The following is a 23124-nucleotide window of genomic DNA, read 5'->3' as shown; positions in this document are numbered from 1 at the left end:
AGCAACTCACTTCTCACTAATATAAGGGTCAGGTACATCCAAGCCTGCCAGAATGGTGACTTCCAACGCTTCCATCTCCTCGGCTTCTTCGTCATTTATATGATCATAACCACGTAAATGCAATATGCCGTGAACAACCATATGTGCCCAGTGATGAAAGGTTGATTTTTGTTGTTCGCTTGCCTCTCGTTCTACTACTTGGCGGCAAATTACTAAATCACCTAGCAGGGGTAGATCGATTTCATCAGGAACTTCAAACGGAAACGATAATACGTTGGTCGGATAGTCTTTACCCCGATAAGTGTGGTTGAGCTCTTGGCTCTCAGCTTCATCCACTAAACGAATGGTAACTTCAAACTCTCCATCCGGCAGGGCAGCCATAGCCCAACGTTCGAACTCGGCAAAACTCGGAAGCCCAGACTTATCATCACAGGCTAGTTGCAGATCCAGTGCTAAATCCGTCATGATTTATTGGCTTACCTCAGAGTGAGCTACTTTAGGCTTTGCATCTTGTTCATCGAACTTGTCATAAGCCTCAACAATACGTTGAACCAAGGGATGACGCACCACGTCTGACGACGAAAAATGAGTCATACTGATACCATTCACGTCTTTGAGCACTTCGATGGCATGAGCTAACCCCGAGTTTGTGCCGCGGGGTAAATCTACTTGGGTGCGGTCACCGGTAATCACGGCCGTGGAGCCAAAACCGATCCGGGTCAGGAACATCTTCATTTGCTCACGGGTCGTATTCTGACTTTCATCGAGAATGATGAAGGAGTTGTTCAACGTTCGGCCACGCATAAAGGCGAGAGGCGCGATTTCGATCACATTTTTCTCGATCAATTTATCCACCAACTCGAAGCCCAACATCTCGTAGAGTGCATCATAAAGCGGGCGCAAATAGGGGTCGATTTTCTGGGCGAGATCCCCAGGTAGAAAGCCAAGCTTTTCACCTGCTTCTACCGCTGGGCGAACTAACATAATACGCTCAACGCGATCGGCTTCTAAGGCTTCTACGGCACAGGCTACTGCTAAATAGGTTTTACCTGTACCCGCTGGCCCGATACCAAAGTTGATATCATTTTTACGAATCAACTGAACATAGTTCTTTTGGTTCTTGCCTTTGGGCTTGATGTAGGCCTTGCGGGTTTTCACCACCACCTGATTGTTTTCTGTCTTGCCTTTCGCCAAGGCTTCCAGGGTCGACTCTTGGAGATAGAGATGGATCGTTTCTGGAGTAATATCCTGCTGCGCGAGTGCTTCACGATACAGATTGAGGAGCAAGGTCTTAGTCGCTGCGACTAGCTCGACATCCTCGCCACTAATATCAAAACGTTCACCACGGTATTTTATCGTGACACCTAAACGGTTTTCGATCAGCTTGAGGTGCTCGTCGGTTTGCCCGCATAAAGCGGCAAGAGCTGGAGCCTCGGCAGGCTCCAGACGAATTTGTTGAGAAATTTGCGTTGTTTCCAAGGTATACCTTACTGTGCCAATTGGAAGTCACTCTCCAACTCAGAGGCAACGAGCTCTCCGAGCAAAGAGTTAGAGTAGGCATCGGTAATCACCACATCGGCGAATTTGCCGATCAGTGCTGCGTCAGTAGCAGAGAAATTCACGATACGATTATTTTCAGTACGGCCTTGCATCTGGCCTGGATCACGGGGGGAGTAGCCGCTAACAAGAATGCGTTCGATATTTCCCACCATGCTTAAACTAATGTCAAACGCTTGCTGTGATATACGACGCTGTAAGATTGCTAGGCGCTGCTTCTTCACTTCTTCTGGAGTGTCGTCATCTAACTGAGCAGCTGGTGTGCCTGGGCGCTGACTGTAAACAAAACTAAATGAATGATCGAAGCCGATTTCTTGAATCAAGTTCATCGTATCGATGAAGTCATCTTCGGTTTCCCCAGGGAAGCCAATAATAAAATCTGACGACAAACTGATGCCAGGGCGTGCTGCCTTAATTTGATTAATTTTGTCGATGTAGAACTGGCGATTGTGGCCACGCTTCATCGCTGCCAACACCGAGTCTGAGCCACTTTGCACAGGCAAGTGTAAGTGACTGACCAGTTTAGGCTCGGTTCGGAATGCTTCAACCAAGCTATCGGTGAACTCTACTGGGTGAGAGGTGGTGAAACGAATACGTTCAATGCCGGCAACACGAGCCACAGCATGAATAACGTCCGCTAGATCTGCTTCATCACCATCAGGCAATTCGCCTCGGTAGGCGTTCACATTTTGGCCTAGCAGGTGAATTTCACGCACACCTTGCTCTGCTAAGCGCTCTACTTCAAGCATAATGTCATCAAAACGACGGCTGACTTCTTCGCCACGGGTATATGGTACGACACAGAAAGTGCAGTATTTACTGCAACCCTCCATTACCGAAACAAAGGCTTCTGCGCCATCCACTTTGGGTGCCGGCAGGTGATCAAATTTCTCGATCTCAGGAAAGGTTACATCGGTAATAGGGATGTGCTTGCCGGCCGCATTCACCATTTCTGGCAATTTATGCAGAGTCTGTGGACCAAAAATCATATCCACATGCTTAGCGCGTTTGCGGATGTTGTCGCCTTCTTGGCTTGCTACACAACCACCCACACCGATGACTAAATCTGGATTTTTTTCTTTTAACTTCTTCCAGCGGCCAAGTTGATGGTAGACCTTGTCTTGTGCCTTTTCCCGGATTGAGCAAGTGTTCAACAGCAGTACATCTGCTTCTTCTGGGTTATCGGTGACAACCATTTCGTGACTTTCGCCAAGTAGGTCTGCCATACGTGAAGAGTCATACTCATTCATCTGGCAACCGTGGGTCTGAATAAATAACTTTTTAACCATGTAGTAAAGGCAACCTAATCGTAGGACTGGAGTAAATAATCGGCACATTATAGGGGGGATTAGGGTGTTTTCCCATAGTTACCCGGTTGAAAAGCCGTGTACCAGCGTTGGCAACTGGTCTTAACGGCAACCACAGGCTAGAATCACATTTCTTTACTTAATGGACTCTATCCCATGTTTGGACGCGCAACTCCTATTTTTCTAGCACTTAGCTTGGGGTGTTTAGGCAAGTCGCTGGCCGCTGAGGTCAATTTCGAATTAGCATTAGGCTACGGCACCCAAGGGGAATGGGATGTATATGATTTGGATCTGCGTGCCAACTTGCCCCACACTGATGTTATTGGCAGTCAGCTGACTATCAACAGCGATTATTATTTCAACGGTACTGAAACGGAAGATTTTGCCCAATCCCTAATCTTGTGGCGCACTTTTTTGCGCCAAGACGCAGGGCGCATCGGCATCGGTTTTGGCAATGTAAAACGTAAACTGCGTTTTGGTGCCGGCTTAGCTGAGACTTACTTCGTTGAGGGCAGCGCTGCCGTATATCTAAACGATTGGAACATAGTGGTAGATTATCGGGATGGGGAGGAACAGGTAGGCAACGCGATTCGCACGCGCCATGGTTTCGTTTACTACCCAGATGTAAACCGCAGCATTGAGTTCCACCGAGTCTACAGTAACGAGCAAGAAAGTTGGCGTTTGGCGACTTTCGTGCAACCCATCAAGTACCGCCAACAAACCGCCATCGGTATTACCATCGAAGACGGCCCTCAAGACGATATGCCTCGCCTTGACCTGCTAGTGACTTACTATTTTGATCGCGCGATTACTCTGAAAGATCGGCAGCGACTATTCCATTAGCATTCCTCTTTGGCCCATATTAGATGAGCGATTGAATAAAGGCCCACTCTGACTCCTCTATTGGCATGACACTGAGACGCGATCCCTTTTTCACAAGTGGGCTATTCGCCATTTCTGGTGCGGCTTTTAATTCCGCTAGTGTGATTACTCGGTCAAACGCTTGCTTGAAGCCCAGCGTGACTTGTACCCAGCGTGGATTTTCTGGCGTGGATTTGGCGTCAAAGTAAGAGCTATCTGGATCAAGGCTGCTTAAATCTGGGTGCGCCTCCGCGATCACCTCCGCTAGGCCAGCGATGCCCACTTGTTTGCAGCTGGAATGATAGATCAGAACGAGGTCGCCAACTTTCATAGTTAACATAAAGTTACGTGCTTGGAAGTTACGAACCCCTTCCCAATTCTCTTGACCACGTTTTGCCAGGTCAGAAATGCTAAATTCGTCGGGCTCGGTTTTCATTAACCATACAGACATACACGGCTCCGTTGCAGATTGAAACAATGTCTTGATTCATAATTACGTCAATTCTATCTACAATGCTGTGCATACACTATGCTAAAAGCGTAGCCATGACGGGAAGAGGGCCGATGAGTCAGTTTGCTTGCAAAGAGTTTTCAGCGCTGGATAAAGAATTAAAAGATGACTTGATTGAGTGTTACGTTGAAGCGCAACAGGAAATCGACGCCATTATCAATGATATCGAAGCGGAAGGCTTCGAATTCGCTAAGCTGGACAAACTGTTTCGCTCGCTGCACAGCATGAAAGGTAACTGCTCAGTCTGCTTCCTTGATCCCATTGTTGAAGTTCTGCATAAGCTCGAAGAAATCGTTGATGGAATGCGCGGTGGCTATATTGCCTACGATTCGACGCTCGGTGAGTTGATTAACAGCGTGATCGAGAACGTGCTTCACCTAATCCGCCAGCTTTACCAGTTTCATGGTGCAGATACCAAGCTTAAAGATACATTGCAAATCCATCTCGATGAAATCTATGCTCAAGAGGAGCTGGAATTACGTCAACAGTTAGCCACTCGTCTCGTCAACGTATTGAACCATGTGGAAGATGTTCCAGAGGAGCCGGCGAAGCCGATTATCAATCAGCTAGAATATACGGAGTCCCAGCAGCAGGATATCGACCAGTTCCGGCAGTTCAGTCAACGCTTAAATCGACTGCTGGGCTATTCCCCAGAGCGTAGCGAGCGTATTTTAAAGCTGTGCTTACTTATTAATGCGGAATGTTCTACCCCAGTGGACCCTGTGCAGTTGAGCGCTGCTGCTTACATGCACAATATGGGCTTGGCTATGATCCTGAAATGCCAAGGTGATGCGGCTGCCGAAGCGCAAGCTCGGGCTAATCACCCGTTAGTGGGGGCACAATTGCTAGCCAAACATTCGGGCTGGGAAATGGCGGCGGAAATGGTCAGCTGCCATGAGGAACGCTTTGATGGCTCAGGTTTTCCTGAAGGTTTAGTCGGTGGAACCATCCCCAATGGCGCGGTAATCTTGGCAATGGCCGTGCTATTTATCGATTTTGTATGGGGTAAATCAGGCGATGAATACAAAAAGAGTGCCATGAAAGCGATACAAAAGATCAACTCGGAAAGCGGCAAAGGCTTCCCGCCCCATTCCATCGATTTCTTCAATCGTGCTATTCGTAAGCTGTTAGTGGCGAAAAAACGCTAGTTTAGCGACCTAGCTTCTCTAGAATGGCGTTGGACTCACAAACTTCACTAATGCTGATGTGAATGGGTGATGAAATTCAATACTGTAAGCGTGCAGACAAAGCCTGGGATTTGCTTCGATGGTTAATGGATCGTAAAACTCATCTCCAACAATAGCGTGACCCAAGCTCTGCATGTGAACCCTCAGTTGGTGGGAGCGTCCCGTAATAGGTTCTAATGCTACCCGAGTATAACTTCCCTCATATCCCATTAACTGCCACTTGGTCAGAGCGTCTTTGCCATGAAAGCGACAAATCTTTTGTCTTGGGCGGTTTGGCCAATCACAGATAAGCGGCTTACGTACGTAACCCCATTGGCCTAACAGGTGCCCTTGCAGTAGCGCATGATAATGCTTACTGACTTGGCGCGAGCGAAACAGAGCATACATACGCCGCTGACATTCTAAGGTTTTTGCTACTAAGATCAGCCCAGAGGTAGCCCAATCTAACCGGTGCACCACATGGGCCTCGCCAAACTCTAGCGCGGCTCGGTGCAACGTTGAGTCGAGCTTATCCTCGCCACGCCCTGGCACCGAAAGGAAATTGGCGGGCTTATTCAGCACCGCCAACCATTCGTCTTGGTAAAGGATATCTAAGGACACCGCCACGTTACTCGGGTTTGGTCGTCAAAATGACGCGAATCGCATCAAGACGGACTTGATGCTCATCGATGCGAGCCAAACCTTCTGCTAGGGTCTGTTCCATCTGTTGGATGTGTTCATCGGTGATGGTGTCGTTAACGGCTTGCAATTCACGTAGACGGTCAATTTCCGTTTGCCATTGATGCTGGTAGGCTTCTTTGGCGGCATGTACCTGGGGGCGTGCTTGGTCTTGGGCGTTAAGCTGGTGGGCTTGCAGTACTTCGAGCAGCTGATTACGCAACGCGGCAACCCATTGTTCCGCGACCCGGTTTGGTACACCTTTAAGCTTCTCTGACCATTTATCGGCATTAAATTGGCTATGTAGGAACTTGCCATTGGCATCAGAGAGTTGCCAAATCGGGGTGATTGGCAGAGCCTGGGCCAATTTCAGACGTGGATGGCCTTCCGCCTCTATCACGTACATGCTTTCGACCAATAATGTGCCCTCTGGTAGGGCGCCAATCGGTAAAATCGCTGAGGTCAATTTGCCTGACTCAAAGCCTTGCACTTCGTCCATTAGCATAGCGATTAAAGGATGCTCCCAAGTAGCAAACGCCACATCCTCCCGCTGGCTGGCTTGGCGGCGGTCCAGTACCAAGGCTTTGCCTTCTTCCTCGATACCAGGCAGTGCTTCTACCATCATGTCGGAGGAAGGGCGGATAAACCAAGCGCCGCTTTGTTCGTCATCGTTGACGCAGTCAGCGTAGATATTGAAAGCATGGGTCACGCTTTCGATAAAGCGGTGCAGTCCTTTATTGGCATCAATCTCGATTTGTTCTATCAGAGCTTGCGCAACATCTTTACGACAAGAAGTCATTTCTAACAAACGGTTGCGGCCTTCTTCGAGCTGCTTGAGCAGCGCTTCATGGTAAAGTCTGGCCTCTTCGAGTAGCGTGTCTTCGTCGTCGCTGCCGTTTAGGAAGCTTTGTAACGACTCTTTAAAAGTAGCATTCACTTTATCGCCGCAGCCAGTAGTACGAGTGAAGGCGTTTAACGCTAGGTCATACCATTTGTACAAACGCTCTTGTACCGAACCTAATAGGTAAGGCACATGAATATGAACTGTACGACGCTGACCAAGACGATCCAAGCGACCAATACGTTGTTCCAGCAAGTCTGGGTGTTCAGGCAGATCATACATCACCAAGTGATGACTAAATTGGAAGTTACGACCTTCACTACCAATTTCGGAGCAAACGAGCACTTGCGCCCCTTCAGGGTCTGCAAAGTAGGCTGCTGCCCGGTCACGGTGAATAAGCGGCATACGCTCATGAAAATCAGCGCTTTGGAATCCAGCAAAGGTTAATTCATCGTTTAGCCATTGGGCCATATCGGCAGTATGACAGATGACCAAAACTTTCTCTTTGGTATCTTTTAAAAATTCTTCCAGCCAGCTCCAGCGGGGGTCCTGCTGCCAGTAGCCTTGATCGACTTCATGCTCAGGCAGTACGTGGTGAGCAGCGGCCGCAAAAACTTCATTACTTTCTAGAGGGTAAAGGTGTAGCTCCCGCTCCGGGAAGCCACCTATGGCTGCGCGGGTATTGCGGAATACTTCACGCCCCGTGCCGTGGCGGTCGATTAGCCAATTTAGGGCATCTTGGGCGGCTTGGGCACGTTTGTCGCTGTCAGTATGAGATAGCTCGGCAAACCAATCTTTGTCTTTCACTTCATGCAGATATTGCGCGAAAACTTGATCCCAAGGCTGGGGTGCCGCTACGGCTTCGTCTTGAGTCAGAGGCAGTAGAGCATCGGCGATATTGGCAGCACGTTTGAATTCCGTTTGTTGTGCCACATAGGCGTCAAAACTGTGATAACGATCCGCGTCCAACAGTTGTAAGCGCGAGAAGTGCTCCCGTTCGCCAGTTTGTTCTGGCGTCGCGCTCAGCAGCAACAGAGAGTCAGAGTTTTCCGCCAAGCGTTGCACCAATTGATAGGCGATACTAGGCGCTTCTTCCGACCAGGCTAAATGGTGAGCTTCATCGACAATAACCATGTCCCATTCGGCACTCAACATATGAATTGCGGCTTTACCGTGTTGCGCAACCCAATCAATCGGAGCAATTACCAAGGGTTGTTGCTCAAAGGGGTTATCATCACCGTCAATGAAATCTTCGTAAACACTTTCATTGATCAAGGTAAAGGGCTGGTTAAAGCGGCGCAGCATTTCCACCAGCCACTGGTGTTGTAAGTTAACCGGTGTCAAAATCAAGGCGCGCTTGGTCAGGCCGTTATGGATACGATGGTGCAGTATCAAACCCGCTTCGAGGGTTTTACCCATACCAACTTCGTCACACAGTAGGGCGCGGGCAGAAGGGCGGTTTGCGATATCATGGGCCAAATAAATCTGGTGTGGTAATAACTCGGCTTTTAGCCCCATTAAGCCTCTTACAGGGCTGGCAGCATGGGCTGCTTGGTGCTCTAAGGTGTGGCGACGAAGGTCAAACCACATGCGGCGAGCAGGGGAGAGCGCTAAGATGCTGTCAATTTCATTTTTGTCGTTACGCGGGAATTCGATTTCAGACTCGTCGAGCCACTCTTCTTTAACGCGATACTCCATGAGCCCATCGAATTCACGTACCTCTTCGATGATGAAGGGCGTGTCTTCGAATAGGAACTGATCCCCTGGGGTAAGCGTGCGCCTTACTAGACTGGTTTGGTCTACCGAGTAAGTGCGGGTGGTGTCTGCATCGGGGAAAAATAATTCAAAGGATTTACCCTGTAGCGCAACAACTTTACCAATACCCAATCCGGGCTCATTGCGACTGCTCCAACGTTGACCAATTTGATACATGCTTACTCTTTATTTGTCTCTGTAATGTGAATGTTGCCTTGGCATAGATTGACCAAGTCAGTTTTGTGTCCTGCCCAAGTACGTTCGATAACGGCTAAGTCTAGACTAATATCTTCATTGTAGCGCTTCTCGACGATCTCGATATCGCTGTTTGCTAAGTAATATTCTACTTTACCCAGTAGCGAATAGGATACGCTAATAGTAGCCGGAACTCGGGGGTAAATTTCACTCCACTCGGCCTGATCTAGGGCTTCTTGAACAGCTTGGCTGTAGGCACGCACCAACCCGCCCGCGCCGAGCTTTATGCCACCGAAATAGCGGGTAACAACAGCCGTGATCTCCCCCACATTGCCATGTTGCAGGACATTAAGCATCGGTTTGCCAGCGGTGCCTTTAGGCTCCCCATCGTCACTTTGGTCCCACAAATGGGCATTATTAGGTGCTCCAGCAATAAATGCCCAGCAGTTGTGATTGGCGTCTGGGTAACGTGCTTTGATTTCTTCAATAAAGGCTTTGGCCTGCTCTCGACCTTGGGTACGTCGTAGGGTAGTGATAAAGAGGCTGTTTTTGATTTCTAGCTCGAAACCTTGCTCCCGAATGGGGCTGAGGTAGTAATCCATAGCATTCCGATACTGGCTGATTGGTGTTGCGCGGCTACCGGGTAGCAGCCGCGCTATGATATCAGAAACGCCAGAGAATCTCGTGGTCTTTGCCGTAAGGTAGTCGCTCTAAGTCCATCTTGATGGCGGTGGTCAACTTACTAAAGTCCTGGTGTGGCGCTAGATCCGCTAACGCAACTAAGCTGATATTGAGGCTCTGGTTGATATAGTGCAAGCTGGTGGCAGGTAAATCCAAATAAGCACGGTGATCTTTGAGCATAAAACCAAGATCCGCTAATACCTGATCACGGTCCGGTAGGTTCAATACCGGTGGTTTGCCGTCTTTCTTGATGAAACTCTCAGTTTGCAGATGGTCATCAGTATCCACGTGTACCATAACATCTTGCACTTGTGGGTGATTTTTCTTGATGGTGTAGACCGCCAGATCACTGAAATAGTGGCCTTCACTGACTGATGCCCTGGCTGGCACATGAATGTGCATATCAAGATAAATCTTACCGGCCATAGAACGAGCACGAATATCATGTGGCGCTGCCACATTTTTGAGCTGTCCTGTGGTCGCTTTGATCTGTTCGATAAGCTTCGGGTCAGGGGCGGTATCCACCAACTCGGATACGTTTTCCCAAATCATTTCTACCGCAATTTTGCCGATCAATAGGGCAACTAGCACTGAAGCGACCATATCTGCCCAGGTGTAGCCAAAATACACACCGATCAAGCCAGCTAAGACCGCGACTGATGATAGAGCATCGGAACGACTATGCCAGGCATTGGCGATTAGCATTTTGCTACCGATTTGCTCTCCGGCACGCTTGGTGTAATGGAAAATAGCTTCCTTGATACCAATGGTTAACAGTACGGCAGTAATACCATACCAAGTGGTGACTGGTTGGTTATCTCCAGTGATGGATTCAAAAGCGATACCCGCTGCGACCACTACCAAAATCAGACCAAGTACCACGGTGGTGATGGTTTCGAAGCGTAAATGACCGTAAGGGTGGTTTTCATCTGGTTCTTGTCGAGCATTGGCGGCAGCGATATAGACAAAGACGTCAGTCACCAAATCAGACAATGAGTGAACACCGTCAGCAATTAATGCTTGGGACTGAGAAAGGTAGCCCGCGGCAATCTTCGCCATACCCAACAAAAAGTCCCATACGGCACCGACCAAGGTTACCCGTTGGGCTAATTTTTGCTCACTATCTAGTTGATTCATATATTTATTTCTCAGAAAAAACGCCAAAACATCGATGTGGTTAAAGTGAGTTATAGTGCCATGCCGCTTAGACTCTGGCATGGGCTTGGTTCTCCCCAGCGTTATCCACCCAAATTGTGGAAAACCTGAGCCGTCATTGTTCGTTAATTTCAAACCAAGTGGAGAAGTTTTCGAAAAACTCACGTACGTTTAGAGACATCAAGGCAAAGTCGGCATCCATATCCGCCAAGCCACCACCTTGTGAGTCATTAAAGGCGGCTTCCTTGAGAGAGTCATCAAATTTTACCTTGCGTAGTGTTAAGTCATCATTAAGCACAAAGGATAATTTGTCGGTCCATTTGAGCGCCAACTGCTTTACTAGCATGCCTTGTTGTAGATGTTGTGTCACATCCTCTGAAAGGGGCTCTAGTGACTTAAAGCGAATTTTAGCCTTGTCCTCGGAAGTATCTTGAATCTCCACTTCGTCGCCAGTTTCTAGGCTGGCAGGTAGCGAATTGCTGATCAGCCAGTCCGTCATGACGGTAGCAGGGGATACCTGAGCAGGAAGCGGTGCCATGGGGAAACTGCCAAGTGTATGTTGCAAATGTTTGAACAACTGCTCGATCATGCTTTGGTTGGTACTATTGACCACTAATAATTTCGCTTTCAAATCGATATAAGCCCAAATATCCGTACGTTTGGCGAAGGCTTTAGGACGCAGACTGAATACCAGTTCGTCTTTCAGGTCTGCTTTTTCCTTGCGACCAACGCGACGACCTTCCATGAGTTCAATCTCCGCCACTTTGCTTTCTACTGCTTCACGTACTACGGCAGACGGTAGCACTTTTTCTTCTTTACCAGCACGCATCAGCAGGCATCTGTCATTGGCCAATGTCCACTGCTCGCTGTTGCGAATCAATGGCAACCAGCCGAAGGTAAATTCCTCTTGGGAGCCACACTCTCTAAGCGGGAAATCTGGGATTTTGCTTACCAAGTCGTTGCTATTGAATTGCTCCGTGTCGGTCAGTTGAAAAAAGACTAAATTTTTAAACCACATGGTTAGGGCTCCCGCTAATACCTGCTTTAAAGTGTTGTCGACACACGGATACGTATCGATCGTTACCGCCAATTTCTACCTGTTCACCATCTTTGACAACGTTACCCCTCTCATCTAGACGCAGCACCATAGTCGCTTTGGAGCCACAATGACAGACGGTTTTGAGTTCAATCAGTTTATCGGACCAAGCCAAAAGCGCTTGGCTACCGGCGAACAATTCACCACGAAAATCGGTGCGAATACCAAAAGCGAGAACGGGGATGCCCAGTTCATCGACTACATCGGTGAGTTGTTGTACTTGTTGAGTTGTTAAGAATTGGGCTTCATCGATCAGTACACAGCTAGTATTTTGCTCACTGGTCACTGCTGCGATGGCGGCAAAGAGATTCGTGTCGGGCTGGAATAAATTGGCTTCGGCGGCAATGCCGATACGAGAGGCAATCTTACCCTGTTCAAATCGGTCATCGATGGCGGCCGTGTAAAGTATAACCTGCATCCCCCGTTCGCGATAATTGTGTGCAGATTGCAGCAAAATCGTCGATTTCCCCGCATTCATGGCGGAGTAATAGAAATAGAGTTTGGCCATATTATTTTTTGCCCTTATCAGTCTGGGTCTTAGGTGTCGTGCCGGTGCGTTTCGCTTTACTAAAGGCAAGTGCAACTTGCATGGTTAGCCATTCAGCACGTTTGATATTGGCTTGTTCACACAGTGTGTCGAGCTTTTGGGCAGTATCGTCATCAATGACAAATTCAAGCCGTTTCAGTCCCAATTCTTTTTCTTTCTGGCGTTGATGGCGCTTATTGAGTTTTAATTGGTCTTTACGAGAGAGGGGCTGGGTTCGTGGTCGTCCGCGGGACTGCCCAAACAGATCTATCGTATTACGGTCTAGTGAGGCTTTGGCCATAAGTTGTCAGTTAGTAGTGAGTGTTTATGGAAATTGAAGAAATCGAAAGCATTGTTACCACCGTGATGATAGCAGGCTTGTGTTCTTTCATGTTTTTTATCATGTGGGATTTAGCCCGCAAATCGAATGCCGGTAAGTGGGGCACCTTTGTTATTCTTGGTGGCCTTGGTCTCGGCTTATTTGCCTTTTTAATCAAAGGATTTGTGGTGGAACTAATGGCTGGTGGTTTCGGGGGGTAACCCCGAAACCGGTGGCTCCATCAAACGCTTTGCTAGCTATTTTGCTGTTGATATAAAGCAATAAAGTCCAGCAGGATTTCCGAAGCCTCTTTGGCGTAGGCATCCGGCAGATCATCGTCTTCAGTATGAGTAGCAATGTCTTCAATACGCTTTACTTGCGGTAAGCCAAGTGCTTTACGGCGTTTGTTTTCCCTGGCCAGCTCGCGGGTTTCTCCCTCATTGCGTTGTTGTTCACGATCTTTCAGATTTAGAGAAATACTCTTAAATTGCTCTGATTGTAAGCGAACTTCCTCAATTTGCTCGACTAGAGCCGTAAAATCTGGGTCTTTTTCGACACGGGCATCATGACGCTGTTCCAGTTCTGGCAGATAGCTGGCGAAGTCCCAATAAACAGGGTAGCGAGTCTCATGGATTTGATCCCACGGTAGTGGGTTGTCCAGAGCGCTTTCGCCAACGCTATTCTCATCAAGCAATGATGGGAAAGCGATATCTGGGTGAACACCTTTATGCTGGGTGCTTTCCCCTGACACTCGGTAAAACTTGGCTTGGGTGATTTTAAGCTGGCCTTTATCGAGCTCCTGCAATACTTGAACCGTGCCTTTGCCGAAGGTTTGCCCTCCTAAAATTAACGCGCGACCGTAGTCTTGCAAAGCACCAGCGACGATTTCAGAAGCGGATGCACTCATACGGTTAACCAATACGGCTAGTGGGCCGCTATAAGTCACGCTGCGATCGGTATCACCAAGAATGCTAACGCGGCCAGAAGCATCACGAATTTGCACGACAGGACCAGCAGGGATAAACAATCCGGCTAGGGCGTTTGCCTCTTGTAGAGAACCGCCGCCATTGTTGCGCAAATCAAGAATGATAGCGGTCACATCCTCTTGGCGTAGCTCTTCGATCAAGCGCTTCGTGTCACGGGTAGAGCTTTTGAAATTACGATCTCCGGCTTGAATCGCCGCAAAGTCAGAATAGAAAGTAGGTAATTCGATCACCCCAACTTTATAGGTTTGATCGCCCCGTTTAACTTCAATAATACGTTTTTGCGCCGATTGATCTTCCAGTTTGACCTTGTCACGGACAATGGCAATTTTACGTGACGTTTGTCCATCTCCTTGGGAGGGAATAATCTCTAGCTGTACCTTAGTACCCCGTTCCCCACGGATCATATCGACTACGTCATCAAGTCGCATCCCAACCACATCCACCATGTTCTTGCCTTCTTGGCCTACGGCTATGATACGGTCATTCGGTTGCAGTTCACTTTGACGTTCCGCTGGACCACCGGGGATCAGACGCACAACACGGGTATAGTCATCTTCCATCTGTAATACAGCGCCGATACCTTCTAGTGACAGGCTCATATTAATATTGAAGGTTTCCGATGCCCGAGGAGCAAAATAACTGGTATGTGGATCTAGTACTTCAGCGACCGAATTGGCAAAGGTTTGAAAGATATCCGATGCGTGGGTTTGTTGTACTAGACGCAACTGATTTTTATAGCGGCGTTCAATGATATCGATGATTTTATCATCGCTTTCCCCATTAAGTTTTAGGGTGAGGGCGCGATTTTTAACGCGCTTGCGCCAGTAGTCATCCAATTGCTCTGTTGTTTTTGCCCAGGGAATGGTGTCTGGGTCAAGACTCAGGCTTTCTTGCTTGCTGTAGTCAAAGCCTTTTACCATGTCTATCACATGATCTAGGGTGTATTCCAGACGACTCTCAGCACGCTCTAAGTAGAGGTTGTAGATTTCATAGGCAATGGATGTATCGCCTTGGCGTAAGGCATCATCAAATTGATAGCGGTATTTCTCCAAGCTATCAATATCAGATTGCAAAAAGAAACTGCGGGTTGGATCTATCGCATCAAGGTAGTTGTCGAAGGCTTGGGAGGATACACTATCGTCGATGGTCAGTTTGTTGTAGTGAACGCCCTCTAACATATCGACAATCTCTCGGGAAACTCGAGAGTAGTCTGGAGACGGCTGCAATGGCTCTACGGCAAAAAGGTGCGTGGACGCCAAAATAGAGGTAGACAGTAAGCCTACAAAAAGATGTTTGTATGTCATCCGCAAAATGATTCTCTTATCGGTGTTATCCTTAATGGTAAAATCATATTAGACCAAGGCTAGCAAGACCAGCCCAACCACAAAAAAGTCACATATTTATAGGTTTGCAACGGAAAATGAACACGAATACCGAGTTTAATCAGTCGTTACTGCAATTTATCGCTCAATCTCCGACGCCATTTCATGCGGTAGAGACGATGAAGTCGCGTTTATCTGCACAGGGTTTCGAACCGTTATATGAGCGTGACGAGTGGGTACTGACTGAAGGAGGAAAATATTTTGTTACCCGTAATGATTCCTCGCTAATTGCCTTTACCCTACCGAGTTTTGATGTGGCCCATCGGGGCTACCGTATGATTGGTGCTCATACCGATAGCCCTTGCTTAAAACTAAAACCAAACGCTCAAGTTACCCGCTTTGGCCATCATCAATTAGCCGTGGAAGTTTACGGAGGCGTGCTGCTCCACACGTGGCTAGATCGAGATTTGTCGTTGGCCGGTCGAGTCACGGCGAAGCTTGAAAATGGCGATTTGGCGAGTTTCTTGATCGATTTCAAACGTCCACTAGCCTACATTCCTAACCTCGCAATCCACTTGAATCGGACTGCCAATGAAGGTTTTAGCGTGAATCCGCAAGAGGAAATCCTGCCAATTATTGCAGGTTCCCAGACCGAGCTAGAACTGCGTCAGTTGTTGGCCGCACAGATCCAACACGAGCATGGTATTGAGGTGAGTGCTGTTTTAGATTTTGAATTGTCTCTCTACGATACCCAGGCACCCGCTTTGGTGGGATTACATGAAGAGTATATTGCCGCAGCCCGCTTGGATAACTTATTGAGTTGCTTTGTTGGTCTAGAAGCCTTGCTGGCTGGAGGAGATCAGCAGCCTGCGATGCTGATTTGTACTGACCATGAAGAGGTCGGAAGTCTCTCTAGCTGTGGCGCGAATGGGCCTTTCCTAGAGGATATCCTGCGTCGGATCAGCCCGATTCCGGAGCAATATGTGCAGGCCTTGCAAAGCTCAATGCTGATCTCGGCGGATAATGCCCACGCCCAGCATCCCAATTATGCCAGCAAGCACGATGCTCGTCATGCGCCAGTGATTAACCAAGGTGCGGTGATCAAGGTGAATAATAATCAGCGTTACGCTAGCAACAGCGAAACCGCAGCCGTGTATCGAGATATTGCCGCTCAATTGGGACAAACGGTACAAACCTTTGTCGTACGTAGTGATATGGCTTGTGGCAGTACTATTGGCCCGATTACCGCGGGTCAAATCGGCGTACCGACGTTAGATATTGGTTTACCGACCTTTGGTATGCATTCGATCCGTGAGTTAGCGGGTAGCCAGGATGCCCAACGTCTTACTGAACTACTAACTCATTTCTGTCGCAGGGAAAAAGTCCGTCCTTAGGCCATGATATTGGCAACAAAAATGCCCCTTAGATTGTTTTCCTAAGGGGCATTGTTCTCGGTATTTTAACAGCTAGCTTGCTAAGCAGCGGTTACAACCATTTATTCAAATCCGCAACGGCGGCATCATTTAGCTCGCCAGTAAGTTCCATTAGATTCAACTTTGTCACTACAAAACGGTAGCGTAGTTGCTCGTAGGTGGTTTTCGCATCAAACAGGTTTGACTGCGCCGTTAACAACTCGACAAGGTTGCGGGTGCCAACGTCGTAGCCTGCTTGCGTTGCTTCCAATGCACTTTCACGGGATTTAATCAGTTGTTTTTGCGCCGTCACTTGAGCTGCCGTGGTATTGAGTTGTGCCACTAGATTACGGATGCCTAGCTCAATTTGTTGGACGGCAGCAGCATATTGTTCCTCGGCGGCATTAGCCGTAGCGGTTGCTTGGCGTACATTCGCATCGATGGCACCACCACTGTATAGGGGAATTGTCACATTCACACCGATACTGGTTTGTAGAGCATCACCCTCTGGAGACTGGGGGTTATTGCTATCCATGGTTTCTGCTCGGGTGATACCGCCGGTTAACGTAACCGTTGGGGTGCGCCCCGATGCCTTGCTGATATCCACATTATTGTTTGCAATCGTAACTTGATAATTAGCCCCTAAAAGATCTTTGTTGTTACGCAATGCTTTTTGAATTAACTCATCCGTAGAGGCAAGATTTTCGGTAGAGATAGGATAGTTATCGGCCAGTTTTGGAATACTGGTAATGGCTTTACCAACACGCTGGTTTAGCGTTTCTTGGGCGTAGCGTAGGTCCGCTCGAGCGCTGAGTTCGCTGACACGAATCGCATCATAGGCGGCCTGTGCATCCTGCAAGTCAGTGATGGATACCATACCCACATCATATTGGTTTTTAACTCGATCCAATTGGCTCTGGGTGCTTTTCACTTGAGCGGTGACATTTTCTAGCGCCGCCTGTTTTATCAGCACATCAAAGTATTCTTCCAGCGTTGCTAGCGTTAAGGTTTCTTGAGCATTATCCAATTGGACTTTTTGTGCGTCCAAGCCCAGCTCTACGGCTTTGACACCGTAATCCAGCGCAGCAGAGTAAATGGGATAGTTCATTTGAACGCCAAGGGAATTATTCGTCACATCGTAGCTGTTACTACCAGTATCGGTATTGCTGTAGCCAAGGTTACCCTGGAAACTGATGCTGGGAAATAAGTTCCCGCGGGTAACAGTAACTTGTTCCTCTTGGGCGCGATATTGGGCTTGGGCCGCACGCAAGGTCGGGTCGTTGGCTTTAGCCAACTGGTAAACTTCTAAAAGACTTTCAGCCTGAGCTGAGGATAGGGTTGCCGCAGCAACTAAGGTGGCGATGATATGCTTTTTCATGGGTCTTAATCTGCTTATATTATGAAATGCTGTTATATTAACTCAATCTAATTAAATTGGGCACCCATAGTTTTAGAATAAAAGCTATGTGGCTGAGCCATATCTATAACGACTAATTTAGCCGTATTTAACACTCGCTCAGATTACTGAGTAATCTCTACTTTGTAGCGAATATGGTGCCGTGCATTCGCCGCCAAGGTGCCGGCGAGTTGCAGCGCGCGTGCGTTCATTTGGTTAATCCATGTTGGCGAAAACGACTCAATTACACCGTTAGCAAAGTGATCAATCTGGTACTTCTGCTGGTAGCGGGTGTGATTTTTCATCTCTATCTCCCATGTTTGCACAATACGGTTACCATTTTTTTGCGCTGTGACGAGCCGTGCTTCTGCGCTGATGTCCTGCGAATTATTTAGCTGAATGGTCACTGCTTGATGTTTGTGTAAAGCGCCAAATTGCAAACTATCCCCAGGGATGAGGTTGCGCTCGGTTTGCCATAGGGTTTGATATCGTCCCGCCGGGTGATTCTGGGTTGGGGTAAAGGTGGCAGTTTCGGCAAAATTTAATTCGATGCCTTGGTGGTTGTCCCAACCGTGCAATGTTGCGGCAAAGCGTCGCTCTTCAATCTGATAATCCTGCTGACTAAGTTGGATGAGCTTGGTGGAATAGGCCGCAATAGTCGTATCTTCTAAGTTGTAAACCGTCTCACCATGAATGAAACTTGCCTCTTTAGTTGATGCGTCGGCAAGGGCAAAGCGCTGCATCGGGGCTGGGGCTGCAACACCCTCCCGCAGCATGGCATTGGCTAGCGTAACTTGGCTAGCGGAGCGGTTAGTCACTAATGCCGCTTCCCGGATATCGAGTCTGTTGCCATTGATAATGATATTTCTTTGGGGCTGCCAACTTAAGTCATGGGTTCGATAAGTGATAGGGCCGTTGTAGGGAATGCGTATCGGGGCTTTGTGAGCACTTGAAACGAGGTAGAAATCTGAGCTTGGTAGGGTGAAGGTTCCCTGCCTAGTAACAAGAGTGAAAAGGTTGCCATCGACCTCTCTGAGTTTGCCTTCATAAGACAAGTCGCGAAGGCGGCTTTCCACCCGAACATTTTGACCCACTTGAGCGCTCCAGTCATATTCACTGGCCGGTAAGTCTAAGTTGGGCGCGTTATCTCCTAAAAAGGTCAGCGTAGTGAGGTCAGGCACAAAGGCGGGGCCTTGGCCAGAGTTAATCGTTTCCGATACTTGGGCGCCTTGTTGGTCAACGACGACATTGACGGATTGAGCCCATAACGGGGTACTAGCGATGACGAGTAAACTGACCGTAATGGGCTTTAAATCAAATACCATGGATTTCCTTCCCTGTTGCAATGAGAAACGTTCGATATCAAGGTAAACTATCATCAGAATAACACAGTAAAGGGATAGGGCTAGGTTTGCAGCAGCGTTTCTTATTAATTGACGGATTGAATTTGATCCGGCGTTTGTATGCCGCGTTAGAAAGCGAGCAAGACAGCAAACGTCGAGTGGAGCGAACCCAGAATTTGACTATCGATGCGGTGGTGAAATTGAAAGAGCAGTGCGCTCCAACCCATTTGGTGATTGTATTTGATTCCCCTAGCGCGACCTGGCGCCATAACTTGTACCCCGAGTATAAGTTGGGCAGAACACCAATGGATGATGCGCTCATGGTCGGTTTGGAACAGATTGTGGCTGGTCTGCGTTTCAATGGTTGGAAGTGTTTGCGTTTGGCGGGATGGGAAGCAGATGATTTGATTGCGACCTTGGCAGTGAAAGCGGCAGCCAACCAAGTCACCTGTTTCGTGGTGTCTACCGATAAAGGGTTTACCCAGTTAATCCGTCATCCTCATATTCATATCTATGACTACTTCAATAAACGCGGTTACGACCGGGAGTGGGTAGAGAATCGTTATGGGGTGAAAGTCGAACAATTACCAGATTATTGGGCATTGGTTGGTGATAGTACCAACCACGTAAAAGGTGTCACTGGTATTGGTCCTAAATCAGCACAGCAGTTGTTGGCATTAGCCCCCGATCTACAAACTCTATTTAATCACCCCGCATTGCCAGATGCCATGCAGCGTAAGCTCTCTGGTCAGTTCGACGCGTGTATGCTGGCGCGTAAGCTCGTCACCCTGCGCGACGATGTGAATATTGGCGTATCTCTCGCCCAATTACGTCTGCGTCAGTAGTGTGAACATCGAATTTGCTCAAACTAAAATTCATTAAAGCAAGATGCATCCCCTTACTGTGACGAGGATTGCACCTTATAATGAGCCAACTTAATCAACACCTAACAAATGAGATAGCTATGTCTGTGGTAAGAACTCGCATCGCGCCGTCACCAACTGGCGACCCGCACGTAGGTACAGCCTATATTGCCCTCTTTAATATGGCGTTTGCCAAAAAAATGGGCGGAGAATTTATTCTACGTATCGAGGATACGGATCAAGTGCGTAGTACCCCAGAATCGGAACAAATGATTCTGGATGCGCTACGCTGGTTGGGCATTGAATGGTCAGAAGGCCCCGACGTAGGTGGTCCCCACGGCCCTTACCGCCAAAGTGAGCGTAGCGAAATCTACCGTAAATACGCACTGGAGTTGGTAGAGAAAGGTCACGCCTTCTACGCCTTCGAAACGCCAGAAGAGCTAGACGCTATGCGTGAGCAACAGCGCGAACAAGGCTTGCCGCAGAAATATGACGGTCGTGCGCTTTTGCTTACCCAAGAAGAAATCAGCGCCAAATTAGAAGCAGGCGTTCCCTATGTTATCCGTATGAAAGTGCCAGAAGAGGGTACTTGTCTGGTTCAGGATATGCTGCGTGGCGAAATCGAAATCGACTGGGCGCAAGTGGACATGCAGGTGCTATTGAAAGCTGATGGCCTACCAACTTATCACTTAGCCAACGTAGTGGATGACCATCTGATGGGGATCACCCATGTCATTCGCGGGGAAGAGTGGATCAACTCGGCACCTAAGCATATTCTGCTGTATCAATACTTCGGTTGGGATATGCCTACCTTGTGTCACATGCCGTTGTTACGTAACCCAGACAAATCTAAGCTATCGAAGCGTAAAAACCCGACTAGTATTTTGTATTACCAACGTATGGGCTTCTTGCCGGAAGCCGTGATCAATTACCTTGGCCGCATGGGCTGGTCGATGCCAGATGAGCGTGAGAAGTTCTCTCTGCCAGAAATGATTGAGCATTTCGACATTCAGCGAGTGTCCTTGGGTGGGCCGGTGTTTGATGTAGACAAGCTGAAATGGCTCAACGGCACCTGGATCCGGGAAGAACATACTCCTGAGCAGTTTATGCAGAAGTTTGCTGAGTGGGCGTTTGCACCAGAGCGCATTAGCGCAATAGCACCATTAATCATGCCCCGTATCGATACCTTTTCCGATGTGGCGGATGTGGCAGGCTTTTTCTTAAAAGGACAACTAGCCATTGATGCGAGCAGCTTTGCCGATATTAAGCTAGAAGAAGAAACCTTGCGTAAGGGGCTGCAGTTTGCCCTGTGGCGACTTGAAGCGCTTCGTAGCTGGGAAAAGGACAATATCTTCAACGAGATGAAGACCTTAGCGCAGCAACTAGGGGTTAAGCCAAAAGACTTCTTTGCGCCGCTATTTGTCGCTATCGCAGGTACAACAGCGTCTGTTTCGGTATTCGACTCCATGAGTATTCTCGGCCCCGACCTTACTCGTTCTCGTCTGCGTCACGCCGTGAGCGTGGTAGGTGGGCCTTCGAAGAAAGAAGCGAAACGCTGGGAAAAAGAATTCGCCCAGCTAGGTCAAGAGAGCGAATAGTTCTGGCGACAAGCAATAAAAAAGCTGGCATCTGCCAGCTTTTTTATTGCTTCGAATTGTGTACTTTCGATTATCGACTAGTCGTAAAGACACTAGTTTTAGATTCCAAACTAGCTACTTGCTCGTGGATATGACGGGTATTGTCTTCGATCCGGTTGATATCCCCATTATCACGCTGTAGTTGCTGCGCGATACGATCCATCTCTTCACTCATGTGAACTGCCGTTTTGGCAACTTCTTGAATGGAGCGGGCCATTTCGATTGAAGATGTAGAGCTAGTCTGGGCGTTGCGCTCGATTTCACGAATCGCTAGCTCAGCTTTTTCACTGAACTCTTCAATAGAGCGAAGGTTCTCTTGACCATTATGCATGGTGTCGATGGCTACCTGAGTAGAGTTCTGGATAGTACCAACAATATCAGTAATTTTCGCTGTGGCATCTACCGTTTTCTCTGCAAGTGAGCGTACTTCGTCTGCAACCACAGAGAAGCCACGCCCAGCTTCACCAGCTCGGGCCGCCTCGATGGCAGCGTTCAAGGCCAACAGGTTAGTTTGGTTAGCCAAGTCATTGATCATAGCGATCACATTATCGATATCTTTGGATAACTGACCAAGATCGTTCAATTGAGTGCTCGTCTGATTGACCACAGCGATGGTTTTACCCAAATTGGATAATGCACCTTTGATGGTTTCAGCGCCCACTTTGGCCGATTCGTAGGTGTTTTGAGATTGCTGACTCAATTCATCTGTGGTGGACGAAATACTAGAAATAGTAGTGGATATTTCTTCCGTTGCCGCAGCAAGACTGTTCGTTTGCTCGTTGACTGAACGGTTACTAGAAGCAATGTTTGAAACGGCACGGTTTAATTCGGACACCATGTTGGTTACATCGCGAGTGGTGTGTACCACATCACCAATAACTCCGCCTAAGCCCGTGGTCATCTCGTTGACAGAGCCACACAAGGAATCGAACTCATCATTGCGTTTTTTGTTTACTGGTAGTCGAGCGGTCAAATCACCGTCTTTAACTTTACCAAGGTCGCGAATGATTTGGCCTAAAGTGCTGCTTACACTGCGACCGATGGTCATCATCATAAATGCGGCCAATACTGCCACAGCGATACTCACGCCGATGACACTAACACTTGCTTGAGCTGAGCTATCTGCAGCTGACTTGCGGGCGTTTTGCACTGCTGTAGCAAGAATGCTTTCAGCATCTTCAGCGTTCTGCTTGAATGCAGCTCTGATGTTGCGGAAGTTTTCTTGTGCTGCGGACAGTTCACCAACCACGGCGTCGTATTCTTGAACCTTATTGAAGTAGCCGTTAACGATTTCGCCAAAACGTTCTTCTAGGCCAAAGTTAACGATATGATCCGCACCAGCAGTTTTGGACACTAAGTTAAGTGAGTACAATCACTAACGAGGTGAATCATGACAAGCAAGAAAAAACGTATTATCCATTCCCTGCATATTCTGCCCAAACCTGAACACCCATTCTGGATGAATGTGAACACCTCTACTGATTGAACGTGAACACCCATTCTGATTTGAATATGAA

At 48.1% G+C, this 23124-nt stretch carries 21 protein-coding genes; 6 read left to right on the top strand and 15 right to left on the bottom strand.

Annotated elements, in window-relative coordinates:
- Positions 1–6 precede the first annotated feature (6 nt).
- The 3 genes from ybeY to miaB are packed head-to-tail and all read right to left on the bottom strand — an operon-like array spanning position 7 to position 2846.
- Positions 7–465 (bottom strand): rRNA maturation RNase YbeY, encoded by a 459-nt coding sequence (gene ybeY, locus FJM67_RS14350; RefSeq protein WP_140590666.1) that lies wholly within the window; start codon positions 463–465, stop codon positions 7–9.
- A 3-nt stretch (positions 466–468) separates the two neighbouring features.
- Entirely contained in the window at positions 469–1479 is a 1011-nt protein-coding gene (locus tag FJM67_RS14345) for a PhoH family protein (RefSeq protein WP_140590663.1), read from the bottom strand.
- An 8-nt stretch (positions 1480–1487) separates the two neighbouring features.
- The gene (gene miaB, locus FJM67_RS14340) at positions 1488–2846 is read right to left on the bottom strand and encodes a tRNA (N6-isopentenyl adenosine(37)-C2)-methylthiotransferase MiaB (RefSeq protein WP_140590660.1); all 1359 of its coding nucleotides are present in this window, start codon (positions 2844–2846) and stop codon (positions 1488–1490) included.
- Positions 2847–3020: 174 nt separating this feature from the next.
- Between miaB and FJM67_RS14335 the strand changes: the two genes are divergently transcribed.
- A complete protein-coding gene (locus FJM67_RS14335; protein WP_140590658.1) occupies positions 3021–3707 on the top strand; it encodes a hypothetical protein in 687 nt (228 codons plus the stop codon).
- 19 nt (positions 3708–3726) lie between these two features.
- Here the strand turns inward: FJM67_RS14335 and FJM67_RS14330 are convergent, their stop codons facing one another.
- Positions 3727–4176, bottom strand: coding sequence for an EVE domain-containing protein (locus FJM67_RS14330; protein WP_140590655.1), 450 nt, complete (start codon positions 4174–4176; stop codon positions 3727–3729).
- Positions 4177–4289: 113 nt separating this feature from the next.
- On the opposite strand from FJM67_RS14330, the gene FJM67_RS14325 reads away from it, so the two are divergent.
- Entirely contained in the window at positions 4290–5384 is a 1095-nt protein-coding gene (locus FJM67_RS14325; RefSeq protein WP_140590652.1) for an HD domain-containing phosphohydrolase, read from the top strand.
- An 18-nt stretch (positions 5385–5402) separates the two neighbouring features.
- Here the strand turns inward: FJM67_RS14325 and FJM67_RS14320 are convergent, their stop codons facing one another.
- From FJM67_RS14320 to ybfE, 7 genes are all read right to left on the bottom strand, one after another.
- Positions 5403–6029, bottom strand: a complete 627-nt coding sequence (locus FJM67_RS14320) for an RluA family pseudouridine synthase (RefSeq protein WP_140590649.1) — start codon at positions 6027–6029, stop codon at positions 5403–5405.
- Between the two features lies 1 nt (position 6030).
- Positions 6031–8853 carry an RNA polymerase-associated protein RapA gene (rapA, locus tag FJM67_RS14315; protein ID WP_140590646.1) on the bottom strand — a complete coding sequence of 941 codons (2823 nt, stop codon included), beginning with the start codon at positions 8851–8853 and terminating at the stop codon, positions 6031–6033.
- Positions 8854–8855: 2 nt separating this feature from the next.
- A complete protein-coding gene (locus FJM67_RS14310; RefSeq protein ID WP_140590643.1) occupies positions 8856–9473 on the bottom strand; it encodes a YigZ family protein in 618 nt (205 codons plus the stop codon).
- A 61-nt stretch (positions 9474–9534) separates the two neighbouring features.
- On the bottom strand, positions 9535–10689 hold the full coding sequence (locus FJM67_RS14305; protein ID WP_140590640.1) for a cation diffusion facilitator family transporter: 1155 nt from the start codon (positions 10687–10689) through the stop codon (positions 9535–9537).
- Positions 10690–10822: 133 nt separating this feature from the next.
- Entirely contained in the window at positions 10823–11725 is a 903-nt protein-coding gene (locus FJM67_RS14300; RefSeq protein WP_140590636.1) for a recombination-associated protein RdgC, read from the bottom strand.
- A complete protein-coding gene (locus FJM67_RS14295; protein WP_140590633.1) occupies positions 11715–12311 on the bottom strand; it encodes a thymidine kinase in 597 nt (198 codons plus the stop codon). The genes FJM67_RS14300 and FJM67_RS14295 overlap by 11 nt, the downstream gene beginning before the upstream one ends.
- 1 nt (position 12312) lies before the next feature.
- Positions 12313–12630 (bottom strand): LexA regulated protein, encoded by a 318-nt coding sequence (gene ybfE / locus FJM67_RS14290; RefSeq protein ID WP_140590630.1) that lies wholly within the window; start codon positions 12628–12630, stop codon positions 12313–12315.
- Positions 12631–12656: 26 nt separating this feature from the next.
- On the opposite strand from ybfE, the gene FJM67_RS14285 reads away from it, so the two are divergent.
- Positions 12657–12869, top strand: a complete 213-nt coding sequence (locus FJM67_RS14285) for a DUF2788 domain-containing protein (protein WP_140590627.1) — start codon at positions 12657–12659, stop codon at positions 12867–12869.
- 32 nt (positions 12870–12901) lie between these two features.
- Here the strand turns inward: FJM67_RS14285 and FJM67_RS14280 are convergent, their stop codons facing one another.
- Positions 12902–14938: a carboxy terminal-processing peptidase gene (locus FJM67_RS14280; RefSeq protein ID WP_140590624.1), complete on the bottom strand. Its 2037-nt coding sequence runs from the start codon at positions 14936–14938 to the stop codon at positions 12902–12904.
- A 116-nt stretch (positions 14939–15054) separates the two neighbouring features.
- Between FJM67_RS14280 and FJM67_RS14275 the strand changes: the two genes are divergently transcribed.
- Positions 15055–16350: a M18 family aminopeptidase gene (locus FJM67_RS14275; RefSeq protein WP_140590621.1), complete on the top strand. Its 1296-nt coding sequence runs from the start codon at positions 15055–15057 to the stop codon at positions 16348–16350.
- 91 nt (positions 16351–16441) lie between these two features.
- On the opposite strand, the gene FJM67_RS14270 is transcribed toward FJM67_RS14275, so the two are convergent.
- Both FJM67_RS14270 and FJM67_RS14265 read right to left on the bottom strand, forming a co-directional pair.
- Positions 16442–17746, bottom strand: a complete 1305-nt coding sequence (locus FJM67_RS14270) for a TolC family outer membrane protein (protein ID WP_140590619.1) — start codon at positions 17744–17746, stop codon at positions 16442–16444.
- A 143-nt stretch (positions 17747–17889) separates the two neighbouring features.
- Entirely contained in the window at positions 17890–19143 is a 1254-nt protein-coding gene (locus FJM67_RS14265) for a translocation/assembly module TamB domain-containing protein (RefSeq protein WP_181161517.1), read from the bottom strand.
- Between the two features lie 32 nt (positions 19144–19175).
- Between FJM67_RS14265 and xni the strand changes: the two genes are divergently transcribed.
- Both xni and gltX read left to right on the top strand, forming a co-directional pair.
- On the top strand, positions 19176–19952 hold the full coding sequence (xni, locus tag FJM67_RS14260) for a flap endonuclease Xni (protein ID WP_140590615.1): 777 nt from the start codon (positions 19176–19178) through the stop codon (positions 19950–19952).
- Positions 19953–20071: 119 nt separating this feature from the next.
- Entirely contained in the window at positions 20072–21568 is a 1497-nt protein-coding gene (gltX, locus tag FJM67_RS14255; RefSeq protein WP_140590613.1) for a glutamate--tRNA ligase, read from the top strand.
- Positions 21569–21638: 70 nt separating this feature from the next.
- Here the strand turns inward: gltX and FJM67_RS14250 are convergent, their stop codons facing one another.
- Entirely contained in the window at positions 21639–22979 is a 1341-nt protein-coding gene (locus tag FJM67_RS14250) for a methyl-accepting chemotaxis protein (RefSeq protein ID WP_140590610.1), read from the bottom strand.
- Positions 22980–23124: the final 145 nt, after the last annotated feature.

The organism is Maribrevibacterium harenarium, assembly GCF_006385675.1.
Classification (GTDB): domain Bacteria; phylum Pseudomonadota; class Gammaproteobacteria; order Pseudomonadales; family Marinomonadaceae; genus Marinomonas; species Marinomonas harenarium.
The sequence above is the reverse complement of the archived record's forward strand: the minus strand, read 5'-3'. Positions and strand labels throughout refer to the sequence as shown.

Bases quoted from the DNA above. Each gene is read 5' to 3' on its own strand.
- FJM67_RS14300 (WP_140590636.1), bottom strand. From the start codon at position 11,725: ATGTGGTTTAAAAATTTAGTCTTTTTTCAACTGACCGACACGGAGCAA.
- FJM67_RS14325 (WP_140590652.1), top strand. From the start codon at position 4,290: ATGAGTCAGTTTGCTTGCAAAGAGTTTTCAGCGCTGGATAAAGAATTA.
- gltX (WP_140590613.1), top strand. From the start codon at position 20,072: ATGTCTGTGGTAAGAACTCGCATCGCGCCGTCACCAACTGGCGACCCG.
- FJM67_RS14275 (WP_140590621.1), top strand. From the start codon at position 15,055: ATGAACACGAATACCGAGTTTAATCAGTCGTTACTGCAATTTATCGCT.
- FJM67_RS14305 (WP_140590640.1), bottom strand. From the start codon at position 10,689: ATGAATCAACTAGATAGTGAGCAAAAATTAGCCCAACGGGTAACCTTG.
- FJM67_RS14295 (WP_140590633.1), bottom strand. From the start codon at position 12,311: ATGGCCAAACTCTATTTCTATTACTCCGCCATGAATGCGGGGAAATCG.
- rapA (WP_140590646.1), bottom strand. From the start codon at position 8,853: ATGTATCAAATTGGTCAACGTTGGAGCAGTCGCAATGAGCCCGGATTG.
- ybeY (WP_140590666.1), bottom strand. From the start codon at position 465: ATGACGGATTTAGCACTGGATCTGCAACTAGCCTGTGATGATAAGTCT.
- FJM67_RS14270 (WP_140590619.1), bottom strand. From the start codon at position 17,746: ATGAAAAAGCATATCATCGCCACCTTAGTTGCTGCGGCAACCCTATCC.
- FJM67_RS14265 (WP_181161517.1), bottom strand. From the start codon at position 19,143: ATGATAGTTTACCTTGATATCGAACGTTTCTCATTGCAACAGGGAAGG.
- FJM67_RS14335 (WP_140590658.1), top strand. From the start codon at position 3,021: ATGTTTGGACGCGCAACTCCTATTTTTCTAGCACTTAGCTTGGGGTGT.
- FJM67_RS14280 (WP_140590624.1), bottom strand. From the start codon at position 14,938: ATGACATACAAACATCTTTTTGTAGGCTTACTGTCTACCTCTATTTTG.
- FJM67_RS14330 (WP_140590655.1), bottom strand. From the start codon at position 4,176: ATGTCTGTATGGTTAATGAAAACCGAGCCCGACGAATTTAGCATTTCT.
- ybfE (WP_140590630.1), bottom strand. From the start codon at position 12,630: ATGGCCAAAGCCTCACTAGACCGTAATACGATAGATCTGTTTGGGCAG.
- FJM67_RS14310 (WP_140590643.1), bottom strand. From the start codon at position 9,473: ATGGATTACTACCTCAGCCCCATTCGGGAGCAAGGTTTCGAGCTAGAA.
- miaB (WP_140590660.1), bottom strand. From the start codon at position 2,846: ATGGTTAAAAAGTTATTTATTCAGACCCACGGTTGCCAGATGAATGAG.
- FJM67_RS14285 (WP_140590627.1), top strand. From the start codon at position 12,657: ATGGAAATTGAAGAAATCGAAAGCATTGTTACCACCGTGATGATAGCA.